19 protein-coding genes and 1 tRNA gene are annotated in these 23,365 nt (G+C 56.0%); 6 read left to right on the top strand and 14 right to left on the bottom strand.

All coding sequences use genetic code 11. From position 1 onward, the window contains the following. Positions 1 to 23: 23 nt before the first annotated feature. The 3 genes from ACR0AY_RS01445 to ACR0AY_RS01435 are packed head-to-tail and all read right to left on the bottom strand — an operon-like array spanning position 24 to position 3,087. Positions 24 to 1,448, bottom strand: a complete 1,425-nt coding sequence (locus tag ACR0AY_RS01445) for an FMN-binding glutamate synthase family protein (protein ID WP_480453643.1) — start codon at positions 1,446 to 1,448, stop codon at positions 24 to 26. Then, complete coding sequence (locus ACR0AY_RS01440) at positions 1,433 to 2,146, bottom strand: GltB/FmdC/FwdC-like GXGXG domain-containing protein (protein ID WP_170510297.1); 714 nt, start codon at positions 2,144 to 2,146, stop codon at positions 1,433 to 1,435. Before ACR0AY_RS01440 ends, ACR0AY_RS01445 begins: the two co-directional genes overlap by 16 nt. Beyond that, positions 2,143 to 3,087, bottom strand: a complete 945-nt coding sequence (locus tag ACR0AY_RS01435; protein ID WP_170421277.1) for a class II glutamine amidotransferase domain-containing protein — start codon at positions 3,085 to 3,087, stop codon at positions 2,143 to 2,145. The genes ACR0AY_RS01440 and ACR0AY_RS01435 overlap by 4 nt, the downstream gene beginning before the upstream one ends. A gap of 128 nt (positions 3,088 to 3,215) precedes the next feature. Here ACR0AY_RS01435 and ACR0AY_RS01430 point away from each other — a divergent pair, with 128 nt between their 5' ends. Further along, positions 3,216 to 3,887 (top strand): GntR family transcriptional regulator, encoded by a 672-nt coding sequence (locus ACR0AY_RS01430; RefSeq protein WP_170405336.1) that lies wholly within the window; start codon positions 3,216 to 3,218, stop codon positions 3,885 to 3,887. A 58-nt stretch (positions 3,888 to 3,945) separates the two neighbouring features. On the opposite strand, the gene ACR0AY_RS01425 is transcribed toward ACR0AY_RS01430, so the two are convergent. After that, positions 3,946 to 5,253 (bottom strand): aminotransferase class I/II-fold pyridoxal phosphate-dependent enzyme, encoded by a 1,308-nt coding sequence (locus ACR0AY_RS01425; protein ID WP_170510300.1) that lies wholly within the window; start codon positions 5,251 to 5,253, stop codon positions 3,946 to 3,948. Between the two features lie 97 nt (positions 5,254 to 5,350). Here ACR0AY_RS01425 and ACR0AY_RS01420 point away from each other — a divergent pair, with 97 nt between their 5' ends. Then, positions 5,351 to 6,229, top strand: a complete 879-nt coding sequence (locus tag ACR0AY_RS01420; RefSeq protein ID WP_170510303.1) for a LysR family transcriptional regulator — start codon at positions 5,351 to 5,353, stop codon at positions 6,227 to 6,229. A gap of 107 nt (positions 6,230 to 6,336) precedes the next feature. Here the strand turns inward: ACR0AY_RS01420 and ACR0AY_RS01415 are convergent. The 10 genes from ACR0AY_RS01415 to pyrH all read right to left on the bottom strand — a co-directional run bounded on the left by ACR0AY_RS01415 (position 6,337) and on the right by pyrH (position 17,627). Further along, a tRNA-Ser gene (locus ACR0AY_RS01415) sits at positions 6,337 to 6,426 on the bottom strand. 64 nt (positions 6,427 to 6,490) lie between these two features. Further along, on the bottom strand, positions 6,491 to 7,318 hold the full coding sequence (locus tag ACR0AY_RS01410) for an exonuclease/endonuclease/phosphatase family protein (protein WP_170510306.1): 828 nt from the start codon (positions 7,316 to 7,318) through the stop codon (positions 6,491 to 6,493). Between the two features lie 87 nt (positions 7,319 to 7,405). Then, a complete protein-coding gene (locus tag ACR0AY_RS01405; RefSeq protein WP_170510309.1) occupies positions 7,406 to 9,859 on the bottom strand; it encodes a DUF3772 domain-containing protein in 2,454 nt (817 codons plus the stop codon). Beyond that, complete coding sequence (locus ACR0AY_RS01400) at positions 9,859 to 10,893, bottom strand: cysteine synthase A (protein WP_170510312.1); 1,035 nt, start codon at positions 10,891 to 10,893, stop codon at positions 9,859 to 9,861. Before ACR0AY_RS01400 ends, ACR0AY_RS01405 begins: the two co-directional genes overlap by 1 nt. 66 nt (positions 10,894 to 10,959) lie before the next feature. Beyond that, complete coding sequence (locus tag ACR0AY_RS01395) at positions 10,960 to 12,078, bottom strand: NUDIX domain-containing protein (RefSeq protein WP_170510314.1); 1,119 nt, start codon at positions 12,076 to 12,078, stop codon at positions 10,960 to 10,962. A 29-nt stretch (positions 12,079 to 12,107) separates the two neighbouring features. After that, positions 12,108 to 12,548 (bottom strand): TrgA family protein, encoded by a 441-nt coding sequence (locus ACR0AY_RS01390; protein WP_170405320.1) that lies wholly within the window; start codon positions 12,546 to 12,548, stop codon positions 12,108 to 12,110. 16 nt (positions 12,549 to 12,564) lie between these two features. Continuing rightward, complete coding sequence (locus tag ACR0AY_RS01385) at positions 12,565 to 13,773, bottom strand: SAM-dependent methyltransferase (protein ID WP_170393292.1); 1,209 nt, start codon at positions 13,771 to 13,773, stop codon at positions 12,565 to 12,567. 69 nt (positions 13,774 to 13,842) lie between these two features. Beyond that, on the bottom strand, positions 13,843 to 15,267 hold the full coding sequence (locus ACR0AY_RS01380; RefSeq protein ID WP_170510317.1) for a cryptochrome/photolyase family protein: 1,425 nt from the start codon (positions 15,265 to 15,267) through the stop codon (positions 13,843 to 13,845). Between the two features lie 47 nt (positions 15,268 to 15,314). Beyond that, complete coding sequence (locus ACR0AY_RS01375; protein ID WP_480453641.1) at positions 15,315 to 16,541, bottom strand: aminotransferase class V-fold PLP-dependent enzyme; 1,227 nt, start codon at positions 16,539 to 16,541, stop codon at positions 15,315 to 15,317. A 333-nt stretch (positions 16,542 to 16,874) separates the two neighbouring features. Beyond that, positions 16,875 to 17,627: a UMP kinase gene (gene pyrH / locus ACR0AY_RS01370; protein WP_170405311.1), complete on the bottom strand. Its 753-nt coding sequence runs from the start codon at positions 17,625 to 17,627 to the stop codon at positions 16,875 to 16,877. Positions 17,628 to 17,724: 97 nt separating this feature from the next. Here pyrH and miaA point away from each other — a divergent pair, with 97 nt between their 5' ends. The 4 genes from miaA (at position 17,725) to ACR0AY_RS01350 (ending at position 23,285) form a co-directional block, all read left to right on the top strand. Then, complete coding sequence (gene miaA / locus ACR0AY_RS01365; protein WP_170510322.1) at positions 17,725 to 18,618, top strand: tRNA (adenosine(37)-N6)-dimethylallyltransferase MiaA; 894 nt, start codon at positions 17,725 to 17,727, stop codon at positions 18,616 to 18,618. Positions 18,619 to 18,969: 351 nt separating this feature from the next. Next, complete coding sequence (locus ACR0AY_RS01360) at positions 18,970 to 20,640, top strand: ABC transporter substrate-binding protein (protein WP_170393298.1); 1,671 nt, start codon at positions 18,970 to 18,972, stop codon at positions 20,638 to 20,640. Between the two features lie 121 nt (positions 20,641 to 20,761). Next, positions 20,762 to 21,808, top strand: a complete 1,047-nt coding sequence (locus ACR0AY_RS01355; protein WP_170393299.1) for an ABC transporter permease — start codon at positions 20,762 to 20,764, stop codon at positions 21,806 to 21,808. Between the two features lie 13 nt (positions 21,809 to 21,821). Then, positions 21,822 to 23,285, top strand: coding sequence for an ABC transporter permease subunit (locus ACR0AY_RS01350; RefSeq protein ID WP_170510325.1), 1,464 nt, complete (start codon positions 21,822 to 21,824; stop codon positions 23,283 to 23,285). Positions 23,286 to 23,365: the final 80 nt, after the last annotated feature.

The raw sequence follows: 23,365 nt of genomic DNA, 5'->3' as shown, positions 1-23,365 counted from the left end.
AGTCAACTCAAGAACTGCGATTTTCACCAGTCAAAAACCCTGTCAATTCCAGCCATTTTCACCCCAGTGAAAGCTGACGCTTGAAAACTAAGCGCACGCAAGTCTTCGGTTTCCAGATTGTGTACCGAGGACTTTCCGCAGGCTTTCGCAAGCGCTGTAATCTCCATGGTCATGGCCGTCAAATAGCGCGCAATGCGCTCTGCCCCTGCATTCGGGTTCATACGAGCTTCGAGACTTTCATCCTGCGTCGCAATCCCGACCGGGCAGCGACCTGTGTGACAATGGTGGCAGGCACCTGGGGATGTTCCCAAGGCCGCGTAATCTTCGAGATAGCGCGGACTGTTGCACCCTAGCGCAACCATAGCCGCGTTGCCGATCATCACAGCGTCAGCACCGAGGGCCAGACACTTCGCGGCGTCCACACCGGACCGAATGCCACCGGCAGCCACGAGAGAGACTTTGCCGGTCATGCCACATTCATCTAATGCTTCACGCGCAGCGCGAATAGCGCTCATCGTTGGGATACCGGTATGGTTTAACAACAGCTCCGGAGACGCGCCGGTACCACCTTCGGCACCATCAACTACTACAACATCTGCACCCGCTTTGGCAGCAACTGCCACGTCAAACCGGGGACGTGTCGCACCCATCTTGATGAAGATTGGCACCTGATAGTTGGTGGCGATGCGCAATTCCTCAATCTTCACTGCCAAATCATCAGCGCCGAGAAAATCGGGATGGCGGATCGTAGATCGCTGATCCACGCCTTCGGGCAAAGTTCGCATCTGGCTGACGCGCGGGCTGACCTTCATACCCAGCAACAGACCCCCGGTTCCGGGTTTCGCACCCTGCCCCACGACAAGTTCCAAGGCATCCGCGCGGCGCAGATGATCCAGATCCACACCATACCGCGCGGGTGACATCTGATAGAGCAGGCGTTGGGAGGCTTCGCGCTCCTCTTCCAGCATGCCACCCTCACCCGTGCAAGTCATGGTTCCTACTTTCGAGGCCCCATAACCCAGCGACGCCTTGGCCGATGCCGACAAAGCACCAAAGGACATTGAAGCGATGTAGATCGGGATCTTCAATTCAAGCGGGCGCTCCACAAGGCCGCGCCCTCCACCCAGTACGGTCGTCGTATCGCAATTCTCGCGATAGCCTTCCAGCGGCAGGCGGGTCATCGTTGCAGGAACGAATGTCAGATCATCAAAAGTCGGCAATTGCTTGTTGAACGTGTTGTATCCACGCACCTGATAGCGCCCAAGCTGCGCCAGCGCGTGAACTTCCGAGATCGCCTCGGGTGTCCAGCGGGTCGATCCTCCTTCGTCATACGACGAAGGAACGCCAGCCGGGCGGCCGTCGATCGCTCCCGCATCGCGGAACCTGATTTCCTCTTCCGAGGCAACATCGAACGGATATTCGTAAGGTTTACTCAGATCATGAGCCATGCGCTTGCGTCCCTGCTTTCAAAATACCAAAGACGCTGGCCCGAAACCATTTTGCGCCAATTTCGCGAACTGTCGACAAGCCCGAGCGGGTCGAGGATCGCATCAACCTCGGCCACTTCTTCAGCAGTCGGTTCGATCACGTCGACATCCACACCCAGGCTGTCGACCTCGCCAGCTACCCAGACTTCGCCTTCCCAAAGCGCATCAGCACAGGATTCACCCGCACCGCCAAGCGCTATGATCCGACCGGAATGCGCCATGAAGCCGGACTGATAGCCAATCTTTCCTTCGACGACGATGTTTCCACCTTTCATCGCAACGCCCACCCTTGGCCCCGCATCGCCTTTGACATGGATCGTGCCGCCGATCATCGCAGCACCACAGGACATACCGGCATAGCCACCGACAGTGATGTGCCCTTTGGCCATACCTTCGCCAACGGCCCAGCCGCAGTTGCGTTCGATAGTGATTTTCGCCCCGGTATTGAGACCGCCGCAGTAATAACCAACCGACCCCTCGAAAGTGATATCCACATTGTCTGGCAGACCCACGCCCAAATTATGACGAGACAGCGTATCTACCACGCGGATCGGCCGACCCATTGTGCAGGCATCCATTATCTCACGATTGACCTCGCGGATATGTCGCTTGCCGACTTCGATGACGATCTCATCCATCTTTGCAGCCACCTCATTCATGCCGCCAAACTCCGGTTTCCGACGCCCCAGATACCGGTCAGCGACGGGCCGTCGTAGTTGATCACATCGCATTCCTCGGTCATCACCCGGCGGACCGCTTGTTCTTCGGTCGCAGCCGCCAGATCGCCATTGCGGTTGACGACGACCAGAGGCTTCATTGCAAATCGGTCTTTGGCAAACCCAATCCCGTTTGGCGTTGCGATCATGTAGGTAAACACACCATCGATAGAGGTAATGGACTTCTTTAGCGCCTGCTCCATGGTCAGGCCCGCCTTCATCTGGTCGCTGACCCAGACGGCAATCAACTCGCTGTCATTCTCAGTCAAGAACCGATAACCCATTCGGGTCAGCTTATCGCGCCAAGTGAAGTAATCGGTGATCTGCCCGTTATGTACGATCGCGACATCCGAAAATGGGCGCGCCCAGAACGGATGCGATGCGTTAGGCAATACCGAACTTTCCGTCGCAAGCCGCGCATGCCCCAGCCCATGTGTTCCTATCATATCGCGAACGCCGTGCTTTTCTGCCACGGCTTCGGCACCACCAATATCCTTGATGATCTCAAGACTGCGGCCGCAGGATTGAACTTCAATGCGGTCTGTCAGCTCATCCGCGTCCGCGACCCAGGCTTGAAGATTCCTTGGGTCTGAAATTTCCATCCGAAAGCAATAGTGACGACTTTGGTCCGTTACGATTTGGGGGTCAGACAGAAAGCTGCTTCCGTGTTCACGCAATATCGTTTCAAACGCGGAGAGATCCGCATCCTGTTGAGACTTGTCGAATCCCATTCCGCGTAAAACGTATCCGGTTTCTCGTGGCAACCCATAAACGGCGAAGCCAGTGCTGTCGGCGCCTCGATGTTCCTGCGCATCCATCAGGTCAACAAGATCCGCCCCAACCTTCCCGGGCGCGGCCAGTATTCTACCAGCAATTCCACACATGAAGAGCTCCCTGTTCATTCTTTCCTGTATACTGTATACAGTACACGGACAATAGCAACCCCAATCGCCTTGGCAGCAGTTGTTTTATTGAATACAGAATTCATGAAGGACAGAAAGAGAGGCTCCGAGTGGCTCTGAAACAAATCAAAACACAACGCAGACGCCTGGCGGACGAGGTCTATGATCAACTGGTCGAAGCCATCATGAGTCGCGAGATCACCGGTGAAGATCGGCTGGTGCAGGAAAAGCTGGCCGCCGAGTTGAACATCAGCAGGACGCCTGTACGTGAAGCGCTCATGCGGTTGGAGACTGAAGGCGTGTTGGAAGTGGCCGCCAGCGGCGGATTTCGACTGGCGCGCATGGACCAGACCGAGGTTCGGCAACTATACCAGGCACGTGCCGCGATCGAAGGACAAGCCGCGCGCATACTTGCGGTACACGCAGAACCAGAGGTGCTGGATCGATTGCGTGAACTCATTCGTCGCGAAGAAGATCTGAGCCAGCCGACGACCCGAGACTACTTTATCGCAAACCGGCGCATTCACCGTGCCTTCATGGTTGAGGCGGGCAACAAATTTCTGATCGACATGTTCGATATGATTTGGGGCAAAGCAATGGCGTTCCATCTGTTTTCGGCGATTGAAAACGTCGATATCTCCAAATCGCTCGGAAACCACCTGACGCTCGTTGACGCGATTGCGACGGGTGATGTCACCGAAGCGCTGGAAACTTTCACCAGCCACATTCAGGAAGGTTTCGACCTTCAGATCGAAGGTTTGAAAGAAGCGGATAACGGCTAAACCGCGTTTCTGATCGAGCGGCCAATCAGGGCCTGTGACCTGATTGGCCGCAACTAGTTCAAATCACAAAATGCAGCCTGTCGAACTCAGCGCGCCATCCAGATACCTCGGATAGAACGGATTCACCGCTCAAGCCACGTCGGATCAGTTCCGCCAGACGCTCTGCATCTCCTGCTGTCATACCCCACCGGACCAGCTCGGGCGTGCCGATCCGTAGGCCATTCATGTCGCCTTCCACCGGCTCAACTGGCAATCCGATGCCACATGCCAGAAACCCGGATTTACGAAGCAGTTTGGAGGCAGTCTGACCGCCACCATACGGCGCTGCCAGTACCGCGAATTGATGCGAATTGGTGAAACCCTCTCCACCCGCGAAGACCGGAACACCTTGCGCATCCAACGCGGCAGCAAGTGCTTTGGACATCGCAATCATCTCATCTGCATAGGCTGAGCCGAACTCTTTCCAATCCAGCATGGTGACGGCAAGTGCAGCCGTTTTTGCGGCATCAAAGTTGGCTGTCATACCGGGGAAAGCAATTGCATCCAGCGCCTTGGCGATTTCTGCATCGTTCGACACAATCAGACCCCCGGCCGGTCCGCCCAGGCTTTTGTAGGTACTCATGGTCATGAAATGCGCACCCTCCTTCAGCGGGTTGCACCACGCACGCCCGGCGATGATGCCGCACTGGTGGGCGGCGTCGAACATGACCTTTGCGCCGATTTCATCCGCTATGGCACGCACTTCGGCCACGGGATGCTCAAACAGGTTCAGACTGCCGCCTATCGTGATTAGCTTGGGGCATTCGGTCTTCGCCAATGCCCTCAACCGGTCCAGATCAACGGTATACCCATCCGCATTGACGGGGGCCTCAATAGTGCGCAGACCAAACAGCCCCGCACACCCCGCCAAATGATGAGTCACATGGCCACCAATCGATGCTGGCGGAGCAATTATTGCATCACCGGGTTTGCAGGTCGCCATAAAACCATAGAGGTTGGCAATTGCGCCCGAAGGCACGCGAACCTCGGCGAATTGCACATCGAAGACATCGGCACACAACTCTGCTGCGATGACTTCGATTTCTTCGATCGCCTCCAACCCCATTTCATATTTGTCACCGGGATATCCCAGCGATGGTCTGGACCCGATGCCTGAAGACAAAAGCGCCTCGGCCCTTGGGTTCATGACATTTGTCGCCGGGTTGAGGTTAAAGCACTCTTTTTCGTGAATGCGCCGGTTTTCCTCTGCCAGATTCTCGATTCGGGCCAGTAAATCGCCAGACGACGTCGAGGCGGCCTTGGTCGCGATATCCTGAATCAGGGTTTCGCTTGCGGCAGGCACCCAGTCTCTTTGTACAAGTGTCATCTGACATCCTCCTGTTTTTTTGCAGTTTGGCGGCTTTCGCGTGACACCGCAAAGCAGAATTGTTATTTCTTGGCGTAGAAAAACTTAGGCTAGATCAATGAGTGTCGCCCCCAAACGCCCCAAGGGACCTCCGCTAAATGCAATGAGGGCGTTCGAGGCCGCGGCGCGTCACGTCAGCTTTGTTGCGGCGGCGGAAGAGCTGAACGTTTCTCCGGGTGCGATCTCACAGCATGTAAAGGCGTTGGAGGGTTGGGCAGGTGCGCCGCTGTTTCGCCGCAACGCCCAAGGGGTGGAACTGACGCCCCAAGGTCAATCACTTGTCGCTGTCTTCACCACAGCCTTTGATCAGATGGGCGATGCCGCTCGGGCCTTGCGAAACCTTAAACCAAATGCCGATTTTCACATCGCCGCTTTGCCTGCTGTTGCCCAACTCTGGTTGCCCAAACGATTGCGCCGGATCAGAGAGTGTTTTCCGCATATCAATTTTTCGGTCACGGCGCTGGAAACACCACCCAGCCTGTCGCGTGAGATGTTCGATTTGGCGATCTTCTTCGCGACCTTGGACGAAGCACCTGACCAAATTGTGCTGTGCGAGGATGAAACCCAACCGGTTTGCGCCCCTGCTCTGCTGGATCAGTTAACCGGCAACAACGGGTTTCAAGGCACTCCCTTGTTGCACGATCAGACTTGGAGCAGCGATTGGTCCACATGGTCGCGAAGCACAGGTTGTGAGGTCCCAGATGTCAAAACTGGCCCGCAGTTTTCGCTTTACAGCCTTGCCGTGGAAGAGGCCAAGGCCGCAGCTGGCGTGCTAATGGGGCACCGATGCTTACTCGAAGAGCCATTGAAATCTGGTGCACTCGTAACGGCCCACGCGCAATCCTGCCCGACAGGGCGTGCTCTAGCGGTTCAAGTGCCGGTGGCATCGCGACGAAGACCCGAAACCGATCAAGTCATCGCCTTGTTGTCAGATTGAGTCAAATCTCATCAATCCGGTGCATTGTGCACGACACTTCACATTGAAAGCCGTGCACAAAACAGTCTCGCATAGACCGCAAGGCATCTCAGATTTCATGGGGTATCTGGCGGAGAGACAGGGATTCGAACCCTGGAGACGGTTTCCCGCCTACACACTTTCCAGGCGTGCGCCTTCGACCACTCGGCCACCTCTCCGGTAGAGGTGACTTATGCGAATTTCTGAACCGAGTGCAAGGCCCCATTCGCAAAAATGGACCGGTCAAAAAATACGAAAGCTGGCAACAAATGGCAGATGATCCGACACCTCATCCTTGAACGCCTCGCGCCCCATATTCATGGTCCAGTGCATTGGAAACAGTCGCAGGCTGCCGCGGACATAATCGGTGGAATAAGTGCGTGATACGGCAAAACCGTCCAGCAAATTGGCGCGCCCCTTATCCAGAATATGCGAGAACCGGTCTTGCAGGTCCCAGCACGAAACAAAGTCCATCATGTCGTCCCCACCAAGATGGTGGAAATTGCTGACGTCCTGACCGGGGATCATGTTGAAATCACCCATCAGAAGGATCGTGCGCTGTGTCAGACCGGGGGTCGAGCGGATCTCGGCGATCTTGTCTCCGATAATCCTGCATTGGCTGTCACGTATCTGCTGCTCGGGCCGGTCTCGTCCGGATTTAAGATGCACAGCGATCAGCTTGGCCTTGAATTTGCCGACCTCAACATCGGCGATCAGGGCCTGACGTCCGCCGGGATCATCACCTTCCGAGCCGTCGATCAGCTGCAAACCTGACACTGAGACCCCCGGTTTGTGCAAAAAACCGATATGGATATTACCGTTAGGCTGCGGCAGGATCTTGACTTGATAATCCAGCCCCTTATCCGCCAATCCCAAGGCCAGCCGATCGATATGTTCGATGGGGCTGACCTCGACCAGAGTGATCAGTTCGGCGTCCAGCAGGGCCAGCCCTTCGATTTGATGGGTAACCCTGTCACTGCTGTCTGGAATGCCCAGGCTTGTGTTCACCGGATTGAAGCCCGCCAGATTCCAGACGGCAATTCGCGCGAGGCTGTGTGAGAATGTGACCATCAAAATTCCTCCTGCAAATGACTTCAGACTACATCAAAATGTAACAGTCCGATAACCATTTGCGGGAACATGCTGAACGCACCACTCTCAGTGGTTGTCACCTTCTCCGTCCTGATCCCCTGCCCCGTCCAGATCGTCTGCGGTCATGTCCACTGGTTTTGACGATGGCGCATGGGGTGACAGGTCGTCATCATCAGAAGAAGGAGCGCTGGATGGATCGGACTGCCCCGTCAGCACCTCTGGATTGCGGAGCCACAGATCGCGCTGTGCGAATGGGATCTCGATGCCTTCCTCAACGAACCGGCGATTGATCTCGTGGTTCATGTCGGATTTGACAGACAGCACCCAATTCACGTCCCGCAGGATCGCGCGGATTTCGAAATCCAACGAGTCTGCGCCGAAGCCCTGGAACACCACGCTGGGCGCGGGATTGGCCAGTACCATCGGGTGTCCGTTTGCGATCTCGCCCAGAATGGTTTCGACTTTGCGAGTATCCGTGCCATAGGCCACGCCCACAGGCACGATCACCCGGCCAATCGTATTGCCCCGGGTATAGTTCGTGACCACCCCACTGATCAGGTCCGAGTTCGGTACGATCACATCCGTCCGGTCAAACGTCTCGATCCGCGTCGACCGGACCGAGATATCACGCACATATCCCATCATCCCGTTCACATCGATCCAGTCACCTTTGGAGATCGGGCGCTCGACCAGCAGGATGATCCCTGAGACGAAGTTCGAGACAATAGTTTGCAGACCGAAACCGATGCCGACCGACAAGGCCCCCGCCACGATCGCAAGCGAGGACAGGTCAAACCCGGCAACTATGATGGCAATCAGCGCCGCCAGGAAAATCCCGACATAACCGGTACCCGACACGATGGCGTTCTGGCCGCCGGGATCGATGCTTGTCTTCGGCAGCAGCGAGTTGCGCAGCCCGCTTTGCAGCAGACGGGTCAGCGTATATCCGATGGCGAAGATGGCGACGAATGTCAGGAAGTTACTGGGTGAAATCGTGACCCCGCCGATATCGAAGCCCAGCAGCAACCGCGACCAAGCTTCACGCAGGTCTGTCTCGCGTGCGCCCCAGTAAAGCGCCAGTATCGGCAACGCCAGAATGGCAAGCGCGAACCCGACCAGAACCGAAAACAGGGAATCGCGCGCGGCCTCGCCCTGCCCCGAAAGCCAGCCATAGACCGTGCTGATGAACCGCTGCACGATGACTAGCGCCGCAATCAGGACCAGCGTTTTGACGGCGGGAAACACGATGGCTTCGGCAGCGTTGATATACCCGAAAGCCCCAAGGATCGGAGTCGCGATCCCAAGCATGAACAAGGCGCGCCGCAGGAACTCGACCAGTTGGCTGAACCCTGCGCCGCGGCGGGTGGCCTCTTGGTCTGTTTGTTCTTGCTGCGGTTCTGATTGTCGGATCTGACGCACACGCAGCAGAAGAAGGGCCGTTACCACAACGATCGGGAAGCCAACTACGGCACGGGTCGCGTCCGAGATATTCTCGATCTGCTCGAACAGTTGCGCCAGCTCATGCAGGATAAGCATGACCGCCAATAGATCGACATAGACCCGCAATTCTCTGATTTTGCTTGCAGAAAGTCTCTTGAAGTTCTGCGCAGCACCCATCAGATAGACCTGTCGACCGATCCAATCAAAATAGAAGATAATCGCAGCCCAATAGGGGATTTTCTGGATCAATAACGTGCCGCGCAGGCCCAGCACACCCGTCAGCATGATCGCGGTGACCAACGCCAACACGCCCAACCAGGGCAACAAAATGCGCAATAGCGAGACAATAAAGGTCCAGACTCCGCTGCCGCTGCCTCCCAGCGCTCGCAGATACTCTCCGCCTTTCTCAGACCATTTGCGCCCAAAAAACAACAGCACGGCCGAAACAACCGACAGCACGAAAATGCCGAGACCGCGCTCGCGGATTTGTTCGCGCACTACATCAGAGCGCAAGTTTTCGATGGTTTCGTTTATGAGACTGCGCGTCGCCTCTTTGATATCGACCCAGGCTGGACCCCAATAGATGGGGTTGATCGGCGATGGCCCGCGTTTCAGCATCTCTTTCTTTTGTCGGTCGCGGACGATCCGATCGATTTCGCTGATCAGCCCATTGGCGCGGCTGAACGCCTCCTCCGAGATGATGCGGGGTACACGCAGGCTGTTCAGCTGTGTTTCGAGATGCGCGCGCAGATTAGCGATATCTTCAGGCTCGGTTTCCCCTTCGGCAGGCTTTGGGCCAAGCGCTTTGAGCTGGCTTTCCAGCGTCTGAATACGATCGGTGTTGGCCCCCCGTGCCTTGTTAAAGTCTTCGCGATACTCGTTTATTTCCGAACGCAAATTCTCTAATGCAGCGTTGGAGGCGCGGTTCGCGCGGATAACAGATTCCGCCCGGTCCGCCGTACTGACCCAGCCCTGATAATATTCGCTCTGCCGATCGGTAAGTTGGGCAGACGCGATCCCGCCCAACCCAATCAGGCAGAAGAGCGTAAGAACCAGAAACAGGCGGACCTGTTGCAGCATCACACGTCCTCAAACACGCCAGGAATGCTGCGCGGCGCTTCTGTCATCCAATCCGGCACGGGCAGTTCCTTTTCACGCAGGAATTCGGGATTGAACAGTTTGGATTGATAGCGGGTGCCGTAGTCACACAAAATCGTAACGATGGTGTGCCCCGGCCCCAGCTCTTTCGCCAAACGGACCGCACCGGCGATGTTGATCGCGGTTGAGCCACCCATCACCAGACCCTCTTCGCGCAGCAGATCGAAGATATAAGGCAGCGCTTCATTATCAGTAATCTGCCAGGAATGGTCGGGGGTGAACCCTTCAAGGTTCTTGGTAATCCGCACCTGCCCGATACCTTCCGCGATCGAGCCGCCCTCCATCGCGATCTCACCCGTGGTGTAGAAGGAATAAAGCCCCGCCCCCATCGGATCAGCCAAACCGATTTTGACCCCCTTGGGCTGCAACGCCTCGGCCACCCCGGCCAGAGTTCCACCCGATCCAACGGCACAGATGAAGCCATCGACTTTACCGCCGGTCTGCTCCCAGATTTCGGGACCAGTGGTTTCCACATGTGCCTGACGGTTGGCGACATTGTCGAACTGATTGGCCCAAATCGCGCCATTTGGTTCGGTTTGAGCCAATTGTTCGGCCAGACGGCGCGAATAGTGCACAAAGTTGTTGGGATTGCGGTACGGCGCCGCAGGCACCTGCACAAGCTGAGCCCCCGCCAGGCGGAGCATATCCTTTTTCTCTTCGGATTGGGTTTCAGGAATGACGATCACCGTCTTGAACCCCATCGAGGCACCAACCAGCGCCAGACCGATGCCGGTATTCCCGGCCGTGCCCTCAACAATCGTGCCGCCGGGTTTCAGATCACCGCGCGCTATCGCATCGCGGATGATAAACAACGCAGCACGGTCTTTGACGGACTGACCCGGGTTCATGAATTCGGCCTTGCCGAGAATCTCGCATCCCGTTTCTTCGCTGACGCGACGCAGCCGGATCAAAGGTGTTTTACCGACAGCGTCGGCAAGGTCTCGTGCAATGCGCATGGCATCCTCTTGTCATATGGTATTGCAGCAGATTTACAGGTGCCCTGACGCGATCACAAGCAGGGATCACTTAGCGCGCAGTCGATCGCGGTTCCGCGCCAACCAATAAGCAAGAGTTAGAAGCGGCAGATCCTTGAAAACATGAGCATCTACCATGTTGATGAATTCATCAAACGGCAGAATTCTGCTGCGGATATCCTCACCTTCCGAAGCGAGGCCACCGCTTTCAACCGTACTAGTCAGATCCCCAAGACCGACATAGAGATAAACATATTCTGTTGACGATCCGCTGGATGAATAGGCACCACCTGCATATTCCAGTTGGTATAGTGAAATCTGCGCTTCTTCCATGGCCTCGCGGGTGGCCGCCTGCTGAGGTGTTTCGCCCGGATCGATCATGCCAGCCACAGGCTCCCACATCCACGGCTCGGGGTCGTCGATCAGGAACACGGGCGCACGGAATTGCTCTACCAGCAACACCGTATCGCGCACCGGATCATAAGGCAGGACGATCACTGCAGACCCTTGCATCAACCCGCTGCGATGCAGCACCGGGCTCATGGCACCGTCATACTGACGATGCTGCAGTTCAATTTCATCCATCCCAAAATAATTTATATAGGCGTGCTTGCGGACATGAACGATCACGTCATCCGCAACGCTCCGCTCATCCCCCGTTTCACGTTGTCTTGCCGCTAATCTGGCCCAGGCGCGTGTTCTTATGGCTGGAAAGCTGCGCACGATATCCGAGGCATCGATTCCTCCATAATGGGCCATCACCTCGTCTGCCGCGAATACCGAAAGCGCACCCCAATCCCTGATCCAGGTTTCAAGATCCCACGGTGCGCCTTTTTTCCAAATGTCAGTATCCGGAAAGAACACCAAGGCCTGATGTTCTTTTCCATCCTCAGTCACGATTGTCTCCGGGCGCAGTTCATATTCGAACCCGCCTTCATAGAAGGCCAATCGACTACGCTCGACGTCACCTAGGCCCTGCACCAGAACGCCACTGGCCTTACTGCCCTTTTCGGTGACAATCATTGGAAAGGGTTGATCTTGAACCGCGTATACGGCGTGATCCGGCAAAACAGCCTGCATCGCCGATAAATCGCCTGCGCTGCGACCCATGACGAGTTCCAGCAAAGAGACATGGCGCAGAGTGCCATAGAAAAACAGATTGGACAAAGTTGAGGCCCCGAATTTGCAGATCAGATTTAACGCCAGCGGCGAAAGGCAATTTCGGTAAGTATCCCGCTGAGAACAGCACCAAAACCCAGCGTAAGCAGGATTTCCGGTGCCAGAAGCTGTTCACCATAGCCAATCCCGATCTGAAAGATGGCAAGCAGAGCCTCAAACGGACCACCAAACCGATGGCGCATCGCCTGACTGAACATCTCGTAGGTGCCCTGAACGAACAGCCCCCAGAACACCAGCGCCGCTACACCGGTTAAACCGTTGTTGACGGCCGCGGTCCAGCCACGGCCAGCACGTTTACCCATGACAACCCAGCCGCAGATCCAACCCAGGATTATGTTCACGTAAGTGAAATAACCATAGTCCTTACCCTCTTCCCCGTTGTCGATAATCATGCCCGACACAAGGAACGCGATCACCAGCAGACACAACGCGGCGACGAGACGTGAGGCTGTAGGCATTCGATTTTTCCGTTCTTCAACTGGGTTTGGCTATCGTGATCTGTGTCACATCACAATTACCGGTGTCAAAGGCTGCGCCACATGCGGTCAAATAATAATTCCACATGCGGCGAAAACGCTCATCAAACCCCATCTCCGATATCTGATCCCACTTGGCATTGAATGTCTCGTACCAGCGTCGCAGGGTCAGATCGTAGCTTTTGCCAAACTCTTTTGAGCGTACAACGGTCAACCCCGCCTGATCGATCTGATCTCTAAGGATTGACGGTGCGGGCAGCATCCCACCGGGAAAGATGTATTTCTGAATGAAATCAACGCCGTTCTTGTAAATGTCCCAGCGATGATCCGCGACCGTGATGATCTGCAAAGTGGCATGGGCGCCAGGCTTCAACCGATCACGGACCGTGTTGAAATATGCGGGCCAGTATTTCTGACCGACTGCCTCGAACATCTCGATCGAGGCAATTCCATCATATTGACCCTGCTCATCGCGGTAGTCCTGTAGCTTGAACTCCACGAGATCAGAAAGTCCCGCTTTTTCAATTCGCTCTCTAGCAAACTTCAACTGCTCTTGGCTAATGGTCAGCCCGGTGACGCGCAGCCCACGCTCTTTCGCGGCATATTCGGCGAACCCACCCCAGCCGCACCCGATCTCTAGGATATGATCCCCCGGTTTGGCCCCCATTTCATCCACCAGGCTGGCATATTTCGCAGTTTGCGCCTTTTCGAGGCTTTCCTGACCCGTTTCAAATATGGCGCTGGAATAGGTCATCGTGTCATCCAGCCACAGGCCATAGAAGTCATTGCCGAGATCATAGTGATACGAGATGTTCTTTTTCGCCTGTGACCGATTGTTACGATGCAACCAGAACCGCAGTCTTTCATAGGCTCGCACAAGAAACTGTCCGGTAAAATCATCGTAAACCGTCTCAGTTCCCAGATGCACGAGGTCCATGAAACTGCGTAGGTCCGGTGTGCTCCAATCGCCTTCAAGGTAGCCGTCCGAGAAGCCCAGCTCTCCCTCGCGCACCAGCCGGGAAAAGACGTCCGGGTCGTGGATGTCCACATGTGCCACGGGGCCTGGTTGTGGCGCATCCGCGCGGAAAATGCGTCCGTCGGGCAGCGCGATGTCAAGTCGGCCGCGCTCCATCCTCTTCAGCATCTTGAAGACTTGTGTAAAATATCTCGGCAGGTTTTCCTGCCCTTCGGTGCTCGTCAGGAACATCCGCTCTCCCCTCTGCGGTTGCGGGTCAAAGCTAGGACGGGATTCGGTTTCTGGCAAGTTTTCAGTTCCTTACTGGTCTTTTCCGGCATTATACGCGCCCAACGCACGGGCGCGGCCTTCCTTCAGCCCCACCACCGGTGCGGGATACATCTGGTCAGGAGAAAGCCCCCATGATCGCGGCACGGCATCAAAATAGGCTAGCGCGTTCGATGGCGGCTCGGATTGGCCCTCGGCAATCCAGCGACGCACAAAACCTGAGTTTGGATCAAACCGCTCGCGCTGTGTGTCGGGATTGAAGATACGGAAATACGGTGCGGCATCAGGGCCGCAACCGGCCACCCATTGCCATCCCATCGCATTTGCAGCTGGGTCCCAGTCGATCAGGCAATCCCCGAACCAGTCTGCGCCGATTTTCCAATGCGTCATCAGATGCTTTGTCAGATAACTCGCGACAATCATCCGAGCCCGATTGTGCATGCGTCCGGTGACATACATTTGTCTTAGACCGGCATCGACAAGCGGAATTCCGGTTCTTGCCTGACGCCACGCGCGCACTTCGGGCGTGTCGGGATCTGTATTCCAAGGGAATGCGTCCCATTCAGGCTTCCAATTGGCACTCAGAAGATGCGGCCAGTGGTACATTAAGTGATATGCGAACTCACGCCACACAAGCTGACGCAGATAGCCTTCACCACCATGCGCCCCGGTTTGGTCGGCGATTTGCACCCGATGCCAGATTGTACGCGGCCCGATCTCGCCCAGTGCAAGGTATTCTGAAAGATCAGAGGTTCCAGATTGATCCAGTTGATCCCGCTGTTCGCGATACTGATCAATACGTTCTAGAAACACATCCAACTGGTCCAGCGCCGCATTTTCGCCCGGGTGGACAAACGGGCGGACCACTGCGGCCCCGCGCTGCATATCCCGATCCAGTCGCCAATCAGACAATTGATCGGACGCAGGCCAGGTTTTCGGCGTCATAAGCCGCGTGGGCGCGGGCTCGGGCAAAGAGACTTCGCGCCCCTGCACTGATCGCCACATCGGAGTGAAGACCCGAAACGGCTGGCCGGTTTTGGTGGCGATCGTCCAAGGCTCAAACAAAAGCAGGCCAGCAAAAGACTGTGCCTGGATACCCTGTTCGGTCAAAGCAGCCTTGATCTGGGTATCCCTGTTGATCGCCTCTGGATCATAAGCCCGCGTCCAGAATACGGAGCCTGCCCCAGTTTCTCTGACCAGTTCACAAAGAACATCCAGTGCTTGACCCTGGCGCAGTATCAACTTGCTGCCAAGCTGCTCAAGCCTGCCGGCAAAAGCGTCAAGGCCCAGACCAAGGCGCCATTTCGGCGCGGCACCCAAAGTCTGAACCTGATGATCTAGAACAAATACGGGCACGATGGGTCGACCTGATTGCACCGCCGCGCTCAGCGCCGGATGATCTCCTAACCGAAGATCGCGCCTGAACCACAAAATGATCGGAGAATGATCAAAATCCATGTCCGCCCCATGTTTTCTTCGAACTACGAAGCGCCGCAGAAACTGGATCACAAAACGCGGTCAAGCGCCTCCAAAAGCTGATCAATTTCCTGTCGACTGGTGTAGTGTGTAAAGCTAAGGCGCAAGACCCCTTGTTCTGCGTCAACGCCCATCGCTTGCAACGGGCGATGTGCGTAGAAATCACCGCCACCCGTCATGATACCGTGTTTGGAAAGCTCGGCAGCAACAGGCTCGGCCTTCTTATTCAGACTTAACGCTACCGTCGGTGCGCGCCGACTGGCATCAGACGGTCCGATCAGGCGCAGAGCGTTCCGGTCTTTGACCGCGTCCAGTAGAGGTTGCAATAAAGCGACCTCGTGTTCCCGCATCAGATCATGCACAAAGGACCCCCTTGCCGAAGCTCCTGTTTCCGGTCCTCCATGATGGGCACAAAGCAGGTCCACATAGTCCGCCATGCCTGCGCTGGCCGCGATCTGAGCATGGTCAGGCCCGGCTGGTGTGAACCGCTTGAAAAGAGTGTCGCCGTTAAAATAATGCGCTTGGTTGGGCAGCAATTCACCCAAAGCTCGTCGAATAACCATGCAACCCTGATGCGGGCCATAGGTTTTGTAGGCGGAAAACAGATAGATATCTGGGCCCAGATCACCGACATTGGGGAGCCCGTGCGGTGCGTAAGAAACCCCGTCGACACAGGCAAAAGCACCCGCAGCATGGGCGATCGCGGTGATTTCGGTGACCGGGTTGATTTCCCCAACGACATTCGAGCAATGCGGAAAGCACACCAGCCGCACTTTCTCGTCCAGCAAATTCTCCAAATCTTGCGGGTTCAAAGACCCACTCTCCGGATCAATCTTCCATTCCCGAATTTCGATCCCCTCATCGGCCAATCGCCGCCAGGGCCCCGAGTTTGCTTCGTGGTCCTGATTGGTCACGACAATCGCTTCGCCCGGCTGCATCCACTGCCGGAATGCCTGAGCCAGTACATAGGTGTTCTGCGTCGTCGAAGGGCCAAAGCTCAGCTCATCTGTTTCCACCCCCAATATCGCGGCAAGTCGCGCTCGTGCTTCGTCCATTTCCGCGCCACCCGCACGGCTCGCCTCATAGGGCGCGTAGGGCTGAACCTTTCGCTGGGTGTAGAACCGGCTCAACCGATCAAGCACAGGTTTGCAGGTATAGGATCCACCTGCATTCTCAAAAAAGGCCTGTCCCTGAAGGCTGGGTTCCGAAAAGGCCGGGAACTGTGCCCGAACGAATTCAATATCAAGAGCGCCCATCGCATCTCTCTCCCTTATCATGCACTACAGTCCGGGTCGTTGCCCGCGCAAAGTCCGGACATCCCCGAAAACAAGGCAGGTCTTCCAGCCCAGCCGCAGGTCCTTGGAACGGGTAAGGATCGACGGCAGCCCCCATGATGGCCCCATCACCACCAGCAGACCCGGCCAGATAGCCAGAGGTAGAAGGTTGGGTCAAGTGATTGCGTTAATGGTATTTTTTGCCGCCACGCAATGCGTGCACTGACGAAGTCATTGGCCCACGCGGGGCTTAGTTTCTTTTAGGTAGGAAAATGCCGGGCAGAGATGCCCGGCTCAGTGTTGCTCAAATCAGCATTAGCCCTGAACTTTGGTATAAGTCCCCTCACCCGCCAGGATGCCGCGGAACCCGCCGGGTTCATCCAGACCGAAAACGATCAGTGGCAGATTGTTGTCGCGCGCCAATGCAATGGCCGATGCGTCCATCACGCGCAGCCGCTTGGCCAAAACATCGTCATAGGAAACCTGATCATAGCGCACTGCATCCGAGTGTACCTTGGGGTCTTTGTCATAAACGCCATCCACACCGTTCTTGCCCATAAAGATCGCCTGACACGCCATTTCGTTAGCGCGCAGAGTCGCAGCGGTATCGGTGGTGAAATAGGGGTTCCCGGTTCCTGCGGCAAAGATGCAAACCCGCTTTTTCTCAAGGTGACGAACAGCACGGCGGCGAATGTAGGGCTCGCACACCTCATCCATCCGAATGGCCGAAATTACACGTGTAAAGACCCCTACCCCCTCCAGAGCGGATTGCATCGCCAGCGCGTTCATGACAGTCGCCAGCATACCCATGTAGTCGGCTGTCGTACGCTCCATCCCCTGCGCAGATCCAGACAGACCACGGAAGATATTGCCACCCCCGATGACCATGCAAATCTCAACACCAAGATCATGAACCGATTTGACCTCTTGCGCGATGCGCTGAACGGTGGGCGGATGCAGTCCGAATCCCTGATCTCCCATCAGCGCCTCGCCGGAAATCTTCAACATGACACGGTCATATGTTGTTTTTGGGGTCTCGGTGGTCTCGACGGAAGGGGAAAGGCTCATGTTGCGCTCCGGGCTGGCACGGGGTTATTTTCCGGCGCAAAATGAAGCAAAACCTCCGCAGGTTCAATGCGGATAGTCAGGAACGGGGCAACCAGTCATGGCCGACAACTCTGAGAACCGGCTTTTGGCGCAATTGCCGTCGATTCCCGATGACAAACCTGTATTGATCGCCGGGCCCACTGCCTCGGGTAAATCGGCGCTGGCGCTGTTGATCGCCGAGCGTTTCGGAGGCGTGATTGTCAACGCCGATGCCAGTCAAATCTATGACTGCTGGCGTATTATCTCGGCCCGACCCTCGCCCGAGGATGAGGCCCGCGCACAGCACCGTTTGTATGGGCATGTTGCCTATGACCAGACCTATTCGACTGGTCATTGGCTGCGAGAGGTCACGCCGATGCTGTCGCAACGCCCTCGTCCGATAATCGTCGGAGGGACCGGTCTGTATTTCACAGCTCTGACCGAGGGGATGGCCGATATCCCTGCAACCCCGCCGGAAATCCGGGAACACGCGGATAAGTTGCCGTTGCAAGAACTGATCGCGGGTTTGGACGGTCTGACCCTGCAGAGGATCGACACCCAAAATCGCGCGCGTGTTCAGCGCGCCTGGGAGGTTCAGAACGCAACCGGGCGATCCCTTTCGGATTGGCAGGCTGACACACCCGCCCCGATACTGGATATTCAAAACACGGTACCGATTGTTTTCGACGCCAGAAAAGACTGGCTTCTGGATCGCATCAACCGGCGGTTCGACCTGATGTTGGACCAAGGAGCTATAGAGGAAGTGGAGGCCATGCGCGATCGCTATGACCCCTCTTTTCCCTCCTGTAAAGCGATCGGCGTTCCGGAGCTAATGGGCTACCTGGACGGCCGCATGACACTGGATGAGGCGCGCGAAAAAGCGACGATCGCGACACGGCAGTTTGCCAAGCGCCAACGCACATGGTTCCGTGCGCGCATGAAGTTCTGGCATCACCTTGACGCTGCGTGTTGAAGGCTGCAGTCGCCGGAGACGATAAAGCCTAATATAACAACGCCTTAATCAGCACCATGGTGAGAGATAGATATATATCCATCTATCCGTCACAACGTGTCTCGTTTCCTTTCACATTGAAACTTTCCGAACCTCACTTTCTGCTCGGATGTCGTTTTTGTACCATCTATGACGATTTCCAACATTGACGCAGGGAAAAAACTGGTGCCGAATGCGGCTATGGGGATGTTGATAAATCGTAAATCCAAGCCCGTGGCCCTACCAACCGAGACCAAACGGTCCCTGTAGTGCCCGGCTCTATCAATCAGAAACACGAAATCTAAAAAAATTATGTGTCACAGGGAGACATCTATGGAAAACCAGACAATCAACGGAAAGCCGATGCATTGGGCGGCAGAGATGCACGCCAAGGAATATCGTGAGGGCAATCTGAGCCGTCGTGAATTTCTGGCCCGTGTAACCGCGCTGGGCGTTGCCGTACCGACGGCATATGGCATGATTGGCCTGCAGTCACCGGCAGCCGCTGCCGAACCTCAGCGTGGCGGCACCATCCGCTATCAAATGGAAGTGCGCGCACTGAAAGACCCGCGCACATATGACTGGACGCAGATCGCAACCTTCACGGCTGGCTGGCTGGAATATCTTGTCGAATACAATAATGACGGCTCGTTCAAACCCATGCTGCTGGAAAGCTGGGAAGCCAATGATGACGCCACTGAATACACGCTGAACGTCCGCAAAGGTGTGAAGTGGAACAATGGTGACGATTTCACTGCCGAAGACGTAGCTCGCAATATCGAAGGTTGGTGCGACGGGTCTCTGGAAGGGAACTCGATGGCCTCGCGCATGGCCTCACTGATGGATGAGAGCACTCAGAAAGCCGCAGATGGCGCCATCACCGTTGTCGACTCGCATACAGTCAAGCTGAAGTGCAACGCGCCGGATATCACGATCATCCCCGGCATGGCAGATTATCCGGGTGCAATCGTACACAGCAGCTTTGATGCAAATGATATGCTGTCCAACCCAGTTGGTACGGGTTTCATGATGCCCGAAAGCCATGAGGTCGGCGTGAAGGGCGTTCTGGTCCGCAACGAAGGCTTTGACTGGTGGGGCTACGAAGCTGGTAAAGGCGGCTATATCGACCGGATCGAATTCATCGATTATGGCACTGACCCTGCTGCTTTCTTGGCCGCCTATGAGGCCGAAGAGATCGATATGAACTGGGAATCGGTTGGTGAGTTTGTCGACATCTTTGACAGTATTGGCCTTGTCCGCTCGGAAATCCCATCGGGCTTTACCATTGTCATTCGCCCCAACCAGCTGGCTGAAGACGCCGATGGCAACAAAATCTATGGCGACAAGAGGGTCCGTCAGGCCCTTGCCATGGCAGTTGACAACGCCGTCTGCCTTGAACTTGGCATGTCCGGCTACGGCATCACTGCCGACAACTGTCATGTCGGCCCGATGCACCCCGAGTACGACTCGGCTGTGACGCGTATCCCTTACGATCCGGCAGGCGCAAAGGCGCTGATGGACGAAGCGGGTATGGGCGATTTCGAACACGAAGTGCAGTCGATCGACGATGACTGGCGTCGCAATACCACGGCTGCGGTAGTGGCTCAGTTGAACGATGCGGGCATCAAGGCAAAGCACACGGTTCTGCCTGGTTCGACATTCTGGAACGACTGGACCAAGTACCCGTATTCCTCGACCAACTGGAACCACCGCCCGCTGGGCACGCAGGTTCTGGCACTGGCGTATAAGTCGGGTGTCGCTTGGAATGAATCTGGTTTTGCCAACGAAGAGTTCGACAAGCTGCTGGCCGAGGCGAACTCGATCGCGGATGTCGATATGCGCCGCGAGGTGATGGCGAAACTGCAGGCGATCATGATCGACGAAGGCGTGGTCATCCAGCCGTATTGGCGGACCGCGATGCGTCACCACCGCGACAATATGGTCGGTGTCGAAAAGCACATTGCGGACCTGCCGCAGCTTTATAAGTTCGGCCTGACTTCCTAAGCCGAAACCTACAAGGGCCGCGCCAATCTGGCGCGGCCCTTCGTCCTCAATACGGCGACCAGAATAATAGCAATGCGTGGGGCGAAATGCCTGTCACGCCAGCCGATCAACAGGGGCTAACATGGGACTTTTTATTCTAAGGCGTGTGGGTATTATGCTGCTGACAGCATTGTGCCTGACATTCCTGGTCTTCTTCCTTACCAATCTCTACCCGAACCTGGAAAAGCTTGCGAAGACGCAGGGCAATTTCAGGATGTCTGATGAACAGGTCGAAAGCTATCTGGAGAAAAACGGCTACCTCCAGTCCACGCCGATCAAATACGGTGAATGGCTCGGTGTCCTGCCCTCGTTCCGACACACAAATGAGGACGGAACCGTTCAGGGTAGATGTATCCTGCCAGGCAAAACTGCCGAGGAATCTCCGAATTTCTGCGGTATCCTGCAGGGGTACTGGGGATATTCAACTGTCTTCAAGGAAGAGGTCTCTACCGTTGTTGGCAACCGGCTGGCACTGACCGGACGGCTGATGTTCTGGGTGATGCTGCTGATGGTCCCTTCGGCACTCATTCTGGGCATCCTGGCCGGGATGAAGGAAGGTTCGGCCACTGACCGGACGCTTTCAACCTTTGCCATCACGACGACGGCGACCCCAGAATACGTCTCGGGCGTTATCTTCATAGCGATCTTCACATCCTCCGCCGTCGGGTTGAAATGGTTCAAAGGCACCGCCACTCAGGCGATGGAGAACCCGACATTTGAGAATTTCTTCCTACCAGTGTTGACCATCGCGCTTTACGGGATGGGCTATATCGCCCGGATGACCCGCGCCTCAATGACCGAGGTGATGACGGCGCAATACATCAGGACGGCGCGTCTGAAAGGCGTGTCATTCCCGAATATCGTCATGAAACACGCGCTGCGCAACGCGCTTATCGCGCCCTTTACAGTCATTATGTTGCAGTTCCCATGGCTGCTGAATGGTGTCGTGATCGTCGAGACCCTGTTTAACTACAAGGGCTTTGGCTGGGCGCTTGTACAGGCAGCGGGCAACAATGACATCCAGCTGCTGCTGGCGATCTCGGTCGTGTCGGTCTTTGTGGTGCTGGTGACGCAGCTGATCTCGGATATCGGCTATGTCTACCTCAACCCGCGCATCCGCATTTCGTAAGGAGGGATAGATCATGGAACCACTTACCTGGACCGGCTCTATCGCCTTCCTGAACCCGCTGTTGATGCTTGCGTTGGGACTGATGCTTTTGTCCATCGTTGTCTGGATGCTGGCAAGTATCGTGCTGCCCGAAGATCAGATGATTGTGAATGCCGATGGGACGCTCAGTTCGAGCTCTGGCCTGAGAATCCTGATACAATCGGCGCTGCGCTATAGCTTTTTGGCAAGTGTGGGAATCGCGGTGGCGTACATTGTCCTTGGCATCCTGATGGGGACCAGTGCTGGCATCATCGGCGCTATCTCTCAGCAGTTTCTGCCCGTCTGGCTGTCGCTGATCATCCTTTATGCGATGTCGATTGCGTTCAAGCGCAAGCTGGGCCTATATGGCAAGCTGTTCGACAGCCCCATTGGTATGATCGGCTTTGGCCTTGTGATGTTCTGGGTGTTCACCGGCATATTTGGCGCACTCGATCTGATCGTAACCCACGATCCCCTGTCGCAGATCTCGGGTATGAAGAACAAAGTGCCGGGCACCCCGCTTCCCAATCTGGAGGACGGTCAATACGCTTGGTATTTGCTGGGTGGAGATAACCTCGCGCGCGACGTCTTTAGCCGTATGGTTAAAGGTGCCTGGATCGTCGTGCAGATCGCGCCGCTGGCGACGATGTTTGCCTTCATGGTCGGTATCACTCTGGGTTTACCCGCAGGCTACTATGGCGGGCGTCTGGATACGCTCCTGTCATTCCTCGCGAACCTGATCCTGGCCTTTCCCGTGATCTTGCTGTTCTACCTTTTGGTCACGCCCGAGATCGTAGCGACCGGCGTGCCGAACTATATGGCCGCGATCCTGTTCGTGTTCCCGATCATCTTCCTCGGCGTTCTACTGAATTCGCGTTTCTATACGCGTCCCAGTTTTCGAACGCCTTTGTTGATCGGGGTTCTGGGTGTTGCGCTCTGGCTCTACCTGTCGCTGATTTCGACCGGTGGCTACATCATCAACACCGACAGCTACCGCATCTGGGGTCTGCCGACCTACCTTGATCTGTTCGATATTCCAGGCGGTATTCTGGTGGTGTTCGTCTCGGTGGTCTTCGTGAACTCTCCGACCGTGTTCCGCATCGTACGCGGACTGGCGCTGGACATCAAAACTCGCGACTATGTGGCTGCGGCCCAAACGCGCGGCGAAGGTCCATGGTACATCATGCTGTGGGAAATCCTGCCCAACGCGCGTGGCCCGCTGATCGTCGATTTCTGCCTGCGCATCGGCTACACGACCATCCTACTTGGAACCTTGGGTTTCTTCGGGCTGGGGTTGCCACCGGAAAGCCCGGACTGGGGCTCGACGATCAACGAGGGGCGCAAGCTTCTGTCGATCTATCTACATCCCGCACTGCCGCCCGCGCTGGCATTGCTGTCGCTGGTTCTTGGCTTGAACCTGCTGGCGGATGGTCTGCGCGAAGAAAGTCTGAAGGACTGATTGTGATCGAGGCCGGGGGCTCTGCCCCCGGACCCCCGAGATATTTTTAGCCAGATGAAGGGGAACCCCCGGACTCTCGC

Source organism: Ruegeria sp. A5 (assembly GCF_056543005.1).
This window is presented reverse-complemented; position numbering and strand designations above follow the sequence as displayed.